Origin of the sequence: Streptococcus sp. SG1 (assembly GCF_030439935.1) — a bacterium.
Lineage (GTDB): Bacteria > Bacillota > Bacilli > Lactobacillales > Streptococcaceae > Streptococcus > Streptococcus gordonii.
The window spans coordinates 160,461-174,512 of record NZ_JAQFJC010000001.1; the positions used below are offsets into that span (position 1 = coordinate 160,461).

10 protein-coding genes and 1 pseudogene are annotated in these 14,052 nt (G+C 42.2%); 1 reads left to right on the plus strand and 10 read right to left on the minus strand.

Annotation, left to right across the window (positions count from 1 at the left end):
• Positions 1 to 78 precede the first annotated feature (78 nt).
• The 10 genes and pseudogenes from PCY06_RS00800 to PCY06_RS00845 form a co-directional block, all read right to left on the minus strand.
• Positions 79 to 1,127 (minus strand): annotated as a pseudogene (locus PCY06_RS00800) (2,3-butanediol dehydrogenase).
• A 230-nt stretch (positions 1,128 to 1,357) separates the two neighbouring features.
• Positions 1,358 to 1,651, minus strand: coding sequence for a hypothetical protein (locus PCY06_RS00805; protein ID WP_045505682.1), 294 nt, complete (start codon positions 1,649 to 1,651; stop codon positions 1,358 to 1,360).
• 92 nt (positions 1,652 to 1,743) lie between these two features.
• Positions 1,744 to 3,177, minus strand: a complete 1,434-nt coding sequence (gatB, locus tag PCY06_RS00810; protein ID WP_046165065.1) for an Asp-tRNA(Asn)/Glu-tRNA(Gln) amidotransferase subunit GatB — start codon at positions 3,175 to 3,177, stop codon at positions 1,744 to 1,746.
• Entirely contained in the window at positions 3,177 to 4,643 is a 1,467-nt protein-coding gene (gatA, locus tag PCY06_RS00815) for an Asp-tRNA(Asn)/Glu-tRNA(Gln) amidotransferase subunit GatA (protein WP_061596127.1), read from the minus strand. The genes gatB and gatA overlap by 1 nt, the downstream gene beginning before the upstream one ends.
• Complete coding sequence (gene gatC, locus PCY06_RS00820) at positions 4,643 to 4,945, minus strand: Asp-tRNA(Asn)/Glu-tRNA(Gln) amidotransferase subunit GatC (RefSeq protein ID WP_005591696.1); 303 nt, start codon at positions 4,943 to 4,945, stop codon at positions 4,643 to 4,645. The genes gatA and gatC overlap by 1 nt, the downstream gene beginning before the upstream one ends.
• Before the next feature lie 203 nt (positions 4,946 to 5,148).
• The gene (gene aspS / locus PCY06_RS00825) at positions 5,149 to 6,885 is read right to left on the minus strand and encodes an aspartate--tRNA ligase (RefSeq protein WP_082307180.1); all 1,737 of its coding nucleotides are present in this window, start codon (positions 6,883 to 6,885) and stop codon (positions 5,149 to 5,151) included.
• A 399-nt stretch (positions 6,886 to 7,284) separates the two neighbouring features.
• On the minus strand, positions 7,285 to 7,842 hold the full coding sequence (locus PCY06_RS00830; protein WP_046165062.1) for a cysteine hydrolase family protein: 558 nt from the start codon (positions 7,840 to 7,842) through the stop codon (positions 7,285 to 7,287).
• Complete coding sequence (gene codY, locus PCY06_RS00835; protein ID WP_008808441.1) at positions 7,842 to 8,630, minus strand: GTP-sensing pleiotropic transcriptional regulator CodY; 789 nt, start codon at positions 8,628 to 8,630, stop codon at positions 7,842 to 7,844. Before codY ends, PCY06_RS00830 begins: the two co-directional genes overlap by 1 nt.
• Before the next feature lie 282 nt (positions 8,631 to 8,912).
• Positions 8,913 to 11,591 carry an SEC10/PgrA surface exclusion domain-containing protein gene (locus PCY06_RS00840; RefSeq protein ID WP_082307181.1) on the minus strand — a complete coding sequence of 893 codons (2,679 nt, stop codon included), beginning with the start codon at positions 11,589 to 11,591 and terminating at the stop codon, positions 8,913 to 8,915.
• A 376-nt stretch (positions 11,592 to 11,967) separates the two neighbouring features.
• Positions 11,968 to 13,182: a pyridoxal phosphate-dependent aminotransferase gene (locus PCY06_RS00845; RefSeq protein ID WP_008808439.1), complete on the minus strand. Its 1,215-nt coding sequence runs from the start codon at positions 13,180 to 13,182 to the stop codon at positions 11,968 to 11,970.
• A gap of 389 nt (positions 13,183 to 13,571) precedes the next feature.
• Between PCY06_RS00845 and PCY06_RS00850 the strand changes: the two genes are divergently transcribed.
• Complete coding sequence (locus PCY06_RS00850; RefSeq protein ID WP_011999938.1) at positions 13,572 to 14,024, plus strand: universal stress protein; 453 nt, start codon at positions 13,572 to 13,574, stop codon at positions 14,022 to 14,024.
• The last annotated feature ends 28 nt before the right edge of the window (positions 14,025 to 14,052 follow it).

The following is a 14,052-nucleotide window of genomic DNA, read 5'->3' on the forward strand; positions in this document are numbered from 1 at the left end:
CTTCGTTTATTATAGCATAAACCGTAAAGAAAAATCAGCCAATTTTGACTGATTTTCATATCATAGTTAAGCAAAATTTTATTCAGGGGATACCAAAATTTTAATCTGAGCCTTATCCTGAGTCAGCTCAATAAATCCTTCTTGTACAATATCCTCCAGCTTAATCTTCTTGGTCACAAGCTTATCCGCAGAGAAGTAGCCCTGCTCCATCAGCTCCAGCACCTTAGGAAATATATGCCGATAGGCGATAATGCCCTTGAGTGATTTTTCTTGAATAGCAAATTCATTTGGATTAATGCTGGCTTCTCGCTCCCAAATAGAAACAACCATACATTCTCCAGCCTTGTGGACAGCAGCCAAAGCTTGCCCCAGCACAACCGGCACTCCAGTTACTTCATAAGACACATCTGCCCCGCCACCAGTTAAACGCTGAATAGCAGCTACCACGTCTTCGCCTTCTTCTGGTCGCACAATGATGGCCCCAAGCTCCTCAGCCTTGGCCTGACGTTCTGGAGATAACTCAACACCATAAATCTTAGAAGCGCCCGCCGCCCGCAAAGCCTCAACAATCAAGAGCCCGATTGGACCCAAACCGAAGACCACCGCGGTATCGCCCGTCTTAAGAGCTGACTGACGGACTGCGTAAACAGCCGCAGCAGCAGGTTCTGTCAAGGCTGCCTGCTCAAAACTAAGGCTGTCTGGAACTTTGTGAACAATATCTCCGTCCAAAACACAGTATTTGGCAAAACCACCGTCTGCCGCCAAACCGACAAAGTTTAGATTAGGGTCCAGATTGTAATCACCGACAAGATTATGCTTAGCCAAAATAGGCTCAACTGTCACTCGATCGCCAACTTTGACCCGTGTCACAGCACTGCCGACCTCAACAATTTCTCCAGCAAACTCATGTCCCAAGGTCACAGGCGCTTTCTGCCCAGAGTAGACATGCTCTGTTTCTGTCGGAATAAAATTTGGTCCATCCAAGTATTCATGCAAGTCAGTACCACAGATTCCTGTGAACTTGACCGCAATCTTGACCTGATGAGGTTTGACTTCCGGTACATCCACCTCTTCAATGCGAACATCTTTAGCGCCATACCCCAACGATCAGCTTTCATTTTTGCTATAAACATACCTCGCTTTATAAATTATTAGCTCAATTGTAAGCTTTTTCATTTTTCTTATCAAATGATTAACAGAATCTTAGAAAAAAGTTTTAATTTTAAAAATTTGATACTTCTAATCATATCACTTTATTTGTTATAACCATAGAAGAGACAAAAAATCAGTCACTTTTGACTGATTTTTCTATGATTTAGAAACTGTTAAATTCCGCTCCTGCTGCAATTTGGGAATATTAACCCTCTATTTCAAGAAGTAAATAAGGTAAGCCTAAGATAGTCCCAAGAATTCCAAGCATAACACGAATTCCAGAAGCTTTAACAAGTACCTTTTGGCCATTTTTTACTTGAATTTTATGAGACTTCATAAAACTTTGTCCAACCTGTAGCTCAATACTGTCTCCCTCAAATGACAGAGTTTTGCTTTCATTATTTGAAAGTTTATGTACAAGTTCACCATTAAGATATACCGCTACTTTTTGAGCAACACCAACCATACCCGTATCACGCGTAATTGTAATTTCCGACATAACTAACTCCTTTAATTTTTATCTATTCTATCATATCGGATATTTCAAGAAAAAGCAAAAAACCAGCCTCACGACTGGTTTTCTACTTATTTCTATAGTTTTTCCAACTCTTCATTGAGCAGTTTTTGTGCTACTTGTGGGTTGGCTTGGCCCTTGGTTGCTTTCATGAGCTGACCGATCAGGGACTTAGCCGCATTCTTATTGCCACCCTTATAGTCATTGATAGCTTTTTCGTTGTTGGCAAATACTTCTTGGATGATTGGCAGAAGCTGGGCAGGGTCTGAGATTTGAATCAAGCCTGCTTTCTGCACATATTCCTTAGCAGAGCCACCATTTTTAGCCAGATGAACAAAGACCTTCTTAGCAATCTTAGAGGAAATCGTTCCGTCTGCGATCAGGGCAATCATCTCAGTCAGGTTTTCAGGAGTCAGCTCAATTTCAGATATGGTCTTGCCTTCGGCATTGAGGTATTGAGCCACATCTCCTTGGAGCCAGTTAGAAACAGCCTTGGCGTCACCGCCTGCTGCAACAGCTGCTTCAAAGAAGTCTGACACAGCCTTGGTCGCTGTCAACTGCTTGGCATCGTAGTCAGACAGGCCGTAATCGCCCACATACTTAGCCCGGCGTTCTTTTGGAAAGGCTGGCAGACTGCTGCGCACTTGCTCAATCCAAGCATCCTCAATCTCAAAGATAGGCAGATCAGGCTCTGGGAAGTAACGGTAGTCCGCTGAACCTTCCTTGACCCGCATGAGTAGGGTTTCGCCAGTTGCTTCGTCATAACGACGGGTTTCCTGACGGATTTGACCGCCACTGCGTAGGATTTCAGCCTGGCGTTTTTCCTCAAATGCTAGACCCTTACGAACAAAGTTGAAGGAGTTAAGGTTTTTCAGCTCAGTCTTGGTACCAAATTCTTCCTGACCGAAAGGACGGATAGAAATATTGGCGTCGACCCGCATGGACCCCTCTTCCATCTTGACATCAGAGATCCCAGTGTACTGGATGATTTCCTTGAGGGCAGTCAGATAGGCATAAGCTTCTTCTGGACTGCGCATATCCGCTTCCGATACAATCTCAATCAGTGGCACCCCTTGGCGGTTGAGGTCCACATAAGAGTAGCCATCGCTACCATGGGTATTCTTTCCGGCATCTTCTTCCAAGTGAGCCCGCTCGATACGGATTTTCTTGGTCGTGCCATCTTCTAGCTCAATCTCAATCCAACCATTGTAGCCAATCGGCTCATCAAACTGAGAAATTTGATAAGCTTTGGGATTGTCCGGATAGAAGTAATTCTTGCGGTCAAAGTGCATCTTCTGGTGAATATCCATGTTCAAAGCCAGAGCAGCCTTGATACCATAGTCAATGACACCCTTGTTCATAACAGGTAAAACACCCGGGAAGGACCAGTCAATGATATTGGTGTTGGCATTAGGATCTTCACCGAAGTGAGCTGGAGCTGGTGAGAAAATTTTTGAATTGGTCTTCAATTCAACATGGACTTCCAGTCCGATAACTGTTTCAAAGTTCATTATTTTTCACCTCCAAAGATAACTGGCTGCTGTTTGTGATAGTCAGTCGTCGCTTCAAATGCTGCGGCTGCTTGATAGATAGTCGCTTCATCGAAGTGGTTACCAATCAGCTGCAAGCCAACAGGAAGACCATCTGCAAAGCCAGCTGGGATTGAAATGCCAGGTAGGCCAGCCAGATTGACTGGAATGGTCAAAAGGTCAGCCAGATACATAGCCACTGGATCTTGGTTTTGACTGCCTAAGTCATATGCTACTGTTGGTGCAGTTGGACCTAAGATCAAATCATATTTTTCAAAAACCTTGGCAAAATCCTGCATAATCAAGGTCCGAACCTGACCAGCTTTCTTGAAGTAGGCATCGTAGTAACCAGATGACAAACTGAAAGTACCCAGCATAATCCGACGTTTCACTTCTTCACCAAAGCCTTCGCTGCGAGATTTGACATAGACATCTTCTAGATTTTCAATGTCTTCCGCGCGGTAGCCATAGCGAATACCGTCAAAACGTTGCAGGTTAGAGCTGGCTTCAGAGGAAGCAATGATATAGTAAACAGCCACACCGTACTTGCTATGAGGCAAGCTAACTTCTTCAACGATAGCTCCCAAGCTTTCCAAGTGCTTCGCAGCTGCTAAAATCGTTTCCTTAACCTTGCTGTCAATTCCCTCACCCATGTATTCCTTAGGCAGGGCAATCTTCATTCCCTTGATGTCTTGGCCAATCTTGCTGGTAAAGTCTGGCACTGCCTCTTGTGATGATGTCGAATCCTTAGGATCATTACCAGAAATAACATTCAGAAGCTGTGCATTTTCCTTAACCGTTTGAGAGAAAGGCCCAATCTGGTCTAAAGAAGAACCAAAAGCAATGAGACCAAAACGAGAAACCCGTCCGTAAGTTGGCTTGAGGCCGACTACACCGTTAAAGGAAGCAGGCTGGCGAATAGAACCACCAGTATCAGAACCCAGTGATAGACGGACCTGACCAGAGGCAACAGCTGTCGCTGAACCACCAGATGATCCACCAGGAACCTTGCTGCTGTCCCAAGCATTCTTAGTCGTCTTAAAGTAGGAGTTTTCGCTAGAACCACCCATGGCAAACTCGTCCATGTTTGTCTTCCCAACGATAATCATATCCTTACCATAGAGCTTCTCTACACTGGTCGCATCGAAAATTGGCTTGTAGTTGTAGAGCATTTTTGATGCAGCTGTTGTCAAAATTCCCTTGGTTGAGATATTGTCCTTAACCGCCAGCGGAATTCCGCTCATGAGATTGTCAGCATCAATGCCCTTGGCATCTAGAGCCGCAGCCTGAGCCAAAGCCTCCTCTTCGCTGACAGTAATGAAGCTGTCTACAGCTCCTTCACGTTCTTTGATATCCGCCAAAGTTGCCTGAGTTAACTCTACCGCAGAAATTTCTTTCTTGACCAGCAAATCATGCAACTCTTCAATAGTCTTGTGATTAAAAGTCATTAGGCATCTCCTCCGTCATCTAGGATGGCAGGCACTTTGATGTACCCCCGCTCTTTTTCAGGCACATTTTGGAAAAGCTCTTCCCGATTCCAGCCTGGCTGAGCCACATCTTCTCGCATGTAGTTGATATTGGCAGCTACATTGGAAGTAAAAGGCACTCCTTCTGTATCTACTTCATTGAGCAATTCGACCATGTCGACAATCTTAGACAAAGTCGTTGCAAACTCAGCTGTTTCTTCTGGTGAGAAAGCCAGTTTTGACAACTTAGCTACATGACTTACTTCTTCTTGAGTAATCTTCATCTCTGATTCCTTTCGTAGAATATGTGAGTTTTAGCGACTGAAAATAAGAATTTGAGATGAGTTCTTTATTTCCAGAGCTTAGCTCACGTTTGTTTTGATAAGCTAGAGGACACCGATTTGTTTAGCATCCACTAACTCCTTTCTTGGGCTTATTCCTGCTATCTGTCAGGAATTCGCATCATTTCATTTTACCATATTTGGCTCTATTTCTTCAATTCCAAATGCAATTCTTTGACCTGTCTGTAGTCAACCAGACTCGGACTTTCCAGCATAGGATCAAAGCCTGTACCATTTTTGGGAAAGGCGATGACCTGGCGGATATTTTGCTCTCCAGCCAAGATCATAACTAAACGATCCAATCCTAGAGCTAAACCACCATGTGGCGGGAATCCGTATTCCAAGGCTTCCAAGAAGAAACCAAAGTCCCGCTCATAGTCTTCTCGGCTCATGCCTAATAGCTCAAACATAGCTTCCTGAGCCTTCCGGTCATGAATCCGCAGACTTCCTCCGCCAATTTCATAGCCATTCAAGACGATGTCATAGGCGTGGCTACGGAATTGACCTGGCTCCTGTCCATCTTCAAAAATTCCCTGTGTGAAAGGATGGTGCATAGCTTGATAGCGGTTTTGGTCTTCATTCCACTCCAGCAGCGGCCAATCCACAACCCAGAGGAAATGAAGCAGACTCGGATCAATCAAGTCTAAAGCTTTCGCGACTTCTATACGCAGATGTCCCAAAGCTTCCTGAGCCCGACGCTTCTTGGCCATGACTAGCAGGATGAGATCTCCATCCTTGGCCTCAAAACGTGTCAGTAACTCCTGACTTTCAACTTCAAAGGTGCTAGCCAAATCCCCAACTAACTGGCCATTTTCAACCTTGAGGCTGGCAAAACGGCTACAACCAAATTCCTTCATTTCCTGATAGTAGTGACTTAGTTGCTTTTTGCTAAAAGCACTAGCCGCATCTGGCACACAGATTCCCATCACTTCCTCTTGGTTATCCAAGGCTTTCTTGATAAGAAGCGATTCATTTGCTTGGCACAAATCCGTCAAATTCTTCAGCTCTAAACCAAAGCGTGTATCTGGCTTATCAGAGCCGAAACGACTCATAGCCTCTTCATAGCTGATAGTCGGAAAAGCTTCTGTCAACTCTAAACCATGAGTTTTCTTGACAACAGCCTTGAGCATAGCTTCAACCAGAGCTCGGATTTCTTCCTCGCTGGCAAAACTCAACTCCAAATCCACCTGGGTAAACTCTGGCTGACGATCGCCTCGCAAGTCTTCGTCACGGAAGCATCGAACAATCTGATAATAGCGCTCAAGGCCAGCTCCCATCAGTAACTGCTTGAGCATCTGCGGGCTCTGTGGCAAGGCGTAAAATTGATTTTTAAAGATCCGACTAGGAACTAAGAAGTCTCTAGCACCTTCAGGAGTTGACTTAGTCAGATAAGGCGTCTCCACTTCCAAAAAGTCTAAACCATTCAAATATTCTCGAATAGTTGAGGTGACCTGATGACGAACTTTAAGGTTATGTGTCATCTTCTCACGGCGCAAGTCCAGGTAGCGGTATTTCTGACGCAGGTCTTCCCCTGTATGAGCATGCTGATCTAGCTCAAAAGGTAATGTCTTGCTACTAGCAATAACTTCAATTTTCTCAGCTCTCAGCTCAACCTGACCAGACTTAATGGCTTTATTAACAAAACGCTCTTCACGCTGAACAACTTGTCCAGTCACTGCAATAAGATCTTCCTTGCCGATTTCTTCCAGCTTAGCAAAATCTTCAATCTCACCGCTAACAAAAACCTGAAGCAAGCCCTCACGGTCCCGCAACTCAATAAAGGCCAGCTTACCGTGATTGCGGATATTTGCCACCCAGCCTTGTGCTGTCATAGTCTGTCCAACTTGCTCTAAACCATAGTTTCCGATAAAAATTTCTTTCATCTCTTCCTCTTTCTTTATACTCTCATTTCGTAAAAATTTCTTTTTCTATATCCTTGATTGCCTATACCATAGTACACAAAGCTATTATAGAAATCCAATTATCAATCTCCCTGATGATTAATCGAAAAACCTTAGATATAACTTTTTTCTATTTTGAATAAAATCTTAGAGATATAGAAAAAACCACAGCTTCCTCTGAGAAACAGACGAAAACCGTGGTACCACTGTTATTTGCCACCTAAGAAGGTAGCCTCTAAGCTCGTAACGTGAGCAACGTTTGCGCTTTATCACGCAAAAGATTATGAAACATGTTCTTCGGATTTTGTCTTCTTGGCGCTGCTCTCAGCTTCCAGCGCTCTCTGTGCAAGTTAACAAACCTACTCTGCTTCTCTTTTACTTTTAAATTGTTTCTATTATAGTCGAACCTAGTACATTTTGCAAGTGATTGAGGGCAAATTTATGATTTTCCTCTGATAGCGAAGCTACAGCTGGCTCAACCACCTCGATCTGATAACCAAGATTATAGGCATCTATTGCCGTATGCAAGACGCAAATATCCGTCAAGACTCCTGTCAAAATGACCGTATCTACATGTCTTTCTCTCAGGCGAATATCTAAATCCGTCCCAGAAAAAGCAGAATAGTGGCGCTTATCCATCCAAAAGACCCGTGAATCTCCTTTATGTTTCTCATAGAAATCTGCCAAAGGTCCATATAAGTTTCGACCACTAGTTCCCTTGATATTGTGGGGTGGGAAAAGCTTGCTTTCAGGATGAAAGGCATCGTTCTCATCGTGGGCATCAATAGTAAAGAAGATATAATCCCCACGCTCAAAGGCTTCTTCAGTAACTTGTGCAATGGCTTCAGAAATTGCCTGAGCAGGAGCTCCGGCTGTCAACTTTCCCTCGTCTGCCACGAAATCAACTGTATAATCAATGGAAATTAGCGCTTTTGCCATCAGTAGTCCCTCTTTTTAATTTCCTCAAAAACATCTGGAATCAGCACTTTCAGATAGGTCCCTTTCATTCCCAAAGACCGGCTCTCAATGATCCCAGCACTCTCTAGCTTACGCAAGGCATTGACAATAACAGACCGTGTAATTCCAATACGGTCAGCAATGACAGAAGCTGTCAAGTGGCCTTCATTCCCATTTAGCTCTCCTAAAATGGCCGAAACAGCTCGTAATTCTGAATAAGACAAAGTGTTTACTGCCATTGTCACTGCTGTACGACGACGGATATTCTTTTCATCTTCTTCTCTTTGGAAATTCAATAACTGAATGCCCACAACGGTACTTGAAATTTCTACTAAGACCAAATCATCATTATCAAATTTCTCGTCATTTCGCCAAATAATCAAAGATCCCAAACGAATCCCTGAAACATGAATAGGTGCAATGGTTGTCAAACCATCTGGAAAATCCGACTGTGTCTCAACCGGAAAGATGGATAATTCATGCTCGACTGGCAAATTAGCCTCTGTATCGTAAATTAAATTAGCAGAACGAATATAATCATCTGGGAACATTTTAGTTTGGTAGAAGGCCTCTACACGGTCATTGTTTGTTTTGTACCGCATAAAGTAACCCAACAAACGTCCCTTGCTATTAACAATACAAGCATTACAGTCCATAATTTCTGCCAACTGTCTTGTAATGTCATTGTATGGCAACTCTTCTTGAAGCTGCTCTTCAGAGCGCTTCAAAATAGATGTAATTTTTCTTGTTTTTTCTAATAAATGTGCCATAAGCCACCTCGTATTTAGTCCGATTGATTATATCATAAATTGACAGAAATTTCAATAATTATCTGAAAATTGCCTATTGAATAATAATTCTTTACATTTTATCCAGCGAACGATTTTAGTTCCTTCAAAACCAACATATTTTTGAAAACAGCGCGAGGTCCTGATTTAAATTTATTGGGATTTCAACGCTTCTTTTTGTAAAAAAAGGAAGTTAGGAGCTTATCTCATCCTAACTTCCGGCCTATTATCTTATTCACTATATCTATAGCTTCTTCAAAAAATCTAATTTTTGCTTTCTTTTTTATGCTTCCAAATCAGCAGAGCAAAACCAGATACCAAAGCGAGAATTCCACTCATTACCGCCCAGACAGAAAGCCTGCTTCCTGTATTCGGCAATTTTGCAGAGCCTACAGAGTCCTGCATAGAATGATTCTCACTAGGATCAGATGACGTTGCTGATGCCCTGCTAGCATCCGCTTTGCGAGTAGCATCCGCTTTGCGAGTAGCAACTCCTTTAACGATCGGCTCCTCTTTCGTTTTCACTAGCGGATCTGAACCAGATTCTTGCGTCTGCATTTCCTCACTTGGATTAGACTGGACTGGACCATTCAAGCGCTTCTCTGTCTGATCCAAAATATTTCGATAGTGATCATCGCGTTTTTGTTTCTCTTGAGCTTGGAGTTGAGCAGCTAAACTGTTATAAACTTTCTCTGCTTGGGCCTGAGCAGCTTTCAGCTCTGATAGAGTCTGCTGTTTAGCTTCTAGATCGCTAGTCTTATCAGCTAAATCCTTCTCAGCTGCTGCCAGATTGGCTTGAGCTTGTTCCAGATTCGTTTGAGCATCCTGCAGGTTAGCTAAATTCTTTTGGGCTTGATCCAAAGCGGTCTGAGCTTGAGCAACTGCCGCTTGGGTGGCATCACGCTTTGTTCTAGCCTCTTCCAAAGCCTGATTGGCCTGAGCCAATGCTTTTTCTTCTTGAGCTAGTCTATCTCTGGCTACAGCTTGGGCGGCCTGAGCAGCCGACAAGGTCTCTTGATATTTTGAGAGGGCAGCTGCCTTATCTGCCTGATCCGAATTCGCAAGATTCAGTGCCTCTTGAGCCTTAGATAATTTTTCTTGATTCTTTTCTAATTCCTGCTTAGCAGTAGCTAGGGCGGCTTGGGCAGTTGCAAGTTCTAGAGGCGCTTGCTTGGCTTCATCTAATTGTTTTTGCGCCACTTGCACCGCAGTTATAGTTTGGTCATAAGCAGTTTGAGCAGTACTTTTTTCTGCTTGCGCTTGATCATGAGCGCTTTTAGCTTGATCATAGGCTGCCTGAGCCTGGGCTAAAGCTTGCGGATCACTAGAAGTAGAATTTCCACTGGCTGTTAAAGGTGTAGCATCAAAGTTATTTTTTGTCGCATATTTAACTTGATCTTCGGAAACCATAGTGAAATGGGCTACCGTGATATCGCTCTCCATCGAAAAATCAACGCCTAGATAATTTTTCTGGCTTCCTGTATTAAGACCAGAAATTGATTTGGCATGGACCCATTCATAGCCATTATACATAAATTCAACAAGAGAGAAGTAGATGTCTCGCTTCATATCTGCCACGCTCATCTGAGCTGTATTAGCTCGCCAGATATAGGCATTTTCGTAGTATTGAAGCCCTTGTTGCTCTTGCTCAGAAGTGGTCGTGACCAATCCATATTCACGAGCCACCCGATTTATCCCCCAAGTATCATGGTGATAGCGATTCATCAAATCCCAGTTCCAATTGTCATTTCTGTATGCTTGGGAAACCTTGTCAGCAAACTCTAAAGATGATGGAGTTAGTAAGGTTTCACCCGTTCCCATTTGAGCACGCAATTGGTTAATTAATTCTGAAGCAAACTGCGATAACTCTCTGCGAACCTCATAAGGAATATTATTGGTATCATACATTTTAGTGCTATCATTCGGATCTGCTATGTAGTTATTGTAAGATTTGGCCCTATCGTTAACTGCTGTCAACGTTGCTTCAATCTGACTGATTTGAGATTGCGGTGTATTTGGATCAGCCAACTGTTTCAATGCGGCAATATACTCCGGCGTCATGTAAAGCCTGTTTTTGTTGTTAGAAACAGAAGGTTTCAGACTGTCATTTTCAGTAGCCTGGGCTGCTTCCAAATTTGCCTGTGCCTGACTGAGCTTAGCTTGAGCTTCAGCTTCCTGAGAACTTGCTTTATCCAAAGTTTGTTTAGCCTTTTCAGCATCAGAGTCTGCCTGAGCTTTATTTGAAACAGCCTGATCAATTTTTTCTTGACGCTGACTATCTGATTGCTCAGCCTTGTTCACTTCCTCCTGTGCTTTATTGACTGCAGCCTGACTATTGGCTACATCTGCTTTTGCTTGTTCAAGATTTGCAGAAACTTCTGCACTCGATCCCTCTTGACTCTTTTGAGTTCGTTCCAAATCAGCTTGAGCTTGACTAACCTTTTCGTCTGCTTTTTTCAGAGCTTCTTTAGCCTCTTGAGTTTTTTGAGCTTGAGAGTTTGCCTGATTCTGACTTTTATCCAGTTCAGTTTGACTTGCTTGAGCTACTTTTTCTGCTTCCTTCACGGCTTCCGTTTGATTAGCTACAGCCTCTCTAGCCGCTTCTTTAGTTGCAGAAGATGCTTGAGTCCCTTCTTCAGCAGTTTTAACTGCCTCTTTTGCCAGCTCAGCATTCGCTTTGGCAGTTTCTACGGATTTTTCCGCTTCCTTGACCGCTGCTTCCTCTTCTTTGACCTGCTCATTCTTTTGATCTAAGCTGTCTTTAGCAGCATCAACTTCAGCCTTATTAACTGCTGAAACAGCTTGGGTATTTGTCCCTTGATCAATCGTATCTTCTGGCGCCGGCTTGCCTCCTGTCACTTGATCTGCTTTGGCCTCTTTGGCAAAGAGCAAAGACAAAGCAAGGGCACCAACAGAAAATGCACTCAGCATTTTTTTAAACATAAAAACTCTCCTTTGTGTTTAAATCTTTTCATCATTAGTAAAATAATGATGGAATTATTCTACCATCTTTAGATTTGACAGAAAAGTAGGTACCCAGTTCATTTGGACTTCAAACAAGAGAATCGAAAATTTTGTCATTAAAATGTTACATAAAAAATATACGAAAACTTGATAAAAACAAACATAATTTCCACTCCCATTTTTTTAGATCTGCTTTTATGTCATTTATTTCATTTTTTTAACAATTTTAAAATTAGAACTATTTAACTTAAAAAGTTAATTTAGAAACCATCTGATACAGTAATTTAGCCTTATTCCATTTAAACAACAAAAAAAGAAGAACATTTCGTTCTTCTTTTCACTTTTATTAACTTAATTAGCGCCGGTATTGTTGCAAGAAACGAGTCATTTTTTCTTGCACTTGGGCCAATTCATCCACACGTGGCAAATATACAATTCGGAAATGATCAGGATCCTTCCAATTGAAGCCACGGCCATGAACTAGCAGAATTTTTTCTTGTTTTAAGAAATTTAAAACAAACTGCTCATCATCATCGATCTCATACATTTCGCGATCAATCTTAGGAAAAATGTATAGACCTGCCTTTGGCTTGACTGCAGAAAGACCCGGGATGTCATTGATAGCTTTATAAATGAAGTTACGCTGTTCGTAGATACGACCGCCTGGCAACAATAACTCATCTACAGACTGATGCCCTCCCAATGAAGTTTGAACCACCTGTTGGGAAAGAACATTGGAACAGAGACGCATATTGGATAACATATTCAATCCTTCAATATAGCCTTGAACATGCTTCTTAGGACCTGACAACGCCATCCAGCCAACCCGGAAACCAGCAATGCGGTGAGATTTTGACAAACCATTCATACTAACACAGAACAAATCGGGTGCTAGGCTTGCAATAGCTGTGTGCTTCTCACCGTCCATAACCAAACGGTCATAGATCTCGTCTGCAAAGATAATCAAATCATTCTGACGGGCAACTTCAACAATGTCTTCTAACACTTCCTTCGGATACAGGGCTCCTGTTGGGTTATTTGGATTAATCACAACGATAGCTTTGGTGTTTGAAGTAATTTTTGATTTAATGTCATCAATATCTGGATACCAATCCGCTTCTTCATCACAAAGATAATGAACTGCATTTCCGCCAGCTAGGCTCACTGCTGCTGTCCACAATGGATAATCCGGCATAGGAACCAGAACTTCATCTCCATTGTCTAGCAGGCCTTGCATAGACATTACAATCAGCTCACTGACACCATTTCCTAGGTAAATGTCTTCAATTCCAACGTTAGGAATATTTTTGAGCTGGCAATATTGCATAATAGCCTTCCGAGCTGAGAACAATCCCTTAGAATCAGAATAGCCTTCACTACTACGAGCATTGATAATCAAGTCATGAATGACTTCATCTGGAGCAGTAAAGCCAAACTCAGCTGGATTTCCAGTATTTAAACGCAAAATCCGTTCACCATTCGCTCGCATGCGCATAGCTTCTTCGAGAACTGGGCCACGAATATCATATGCTACATGCTCTAGTTTGACAGATTTATTGTATTCTTTCATTTTGAACTCCTCGTTTCAATCAATCGTCTTATTATAACTCAATTTTTCTCAAAAATCCAAAAAATATCACAAAAATATTGATAGAAAAAATGATTATAAATTCCTGTAAGGGAAGCTCTTTGCTCTTCGTTCAGCTATTTGAGCCTTGATTTCTTTTCATTTTTTAACGAGAATTTCTCCCCTTCTTACCGAAAATTGCTTTACTTCTTTCATGAAAAGGTTTACAATATAAATATAAGAGAATTTTCAGCAAGGATTGGAACTCTTAAAACAATCTTCATATTTTATGAAATAGAATTCAAGTTGAAAGCCAGGTTTTTCTTAACCATCGTTTTCAACAGGTTCCTAAACTGCTGAAACTTTCTTAGCATCTTTATGGAGGTAGGCTTATGTTACAAAAATATGAAAATATTCTAGTTGCAATTGACGGTTCCCGTGAAGCAGAATTGGCATTTGAAAAAGGAGTCAATGTTGCGCTTAGAAACAAATCTCGCTTAACCATTGCTCATGTTATTGATACTCGCGCTCTTCAAAGTGTATCAACATTTGATGCTGAAGTATATGAAGAACTGCAGGAAGATGCAAAGAAATTAGTCGCTGGCTATGAAAAGAAAGCTCGTGAGGCTGGTGTTGGTGATGTTGTTACTGTAGTTGAACTTGGAAATCCTAAAACTTTACTAGCAACAGAAATTCCAGATGAACAAAAGGTTGACTTAATCATGGTTGGAGCAACAGGTCTCAATGCTTTTGAGCGTTTATTGGTCGGTTCTTCATCTGAGTATATCCTACGCCATGCTAAAGTTGACTTGCTCGTTGTCCGTGATAGCGAAAAAACCTTATAGACATTTTGTTTTAGACATAAAAAAACTG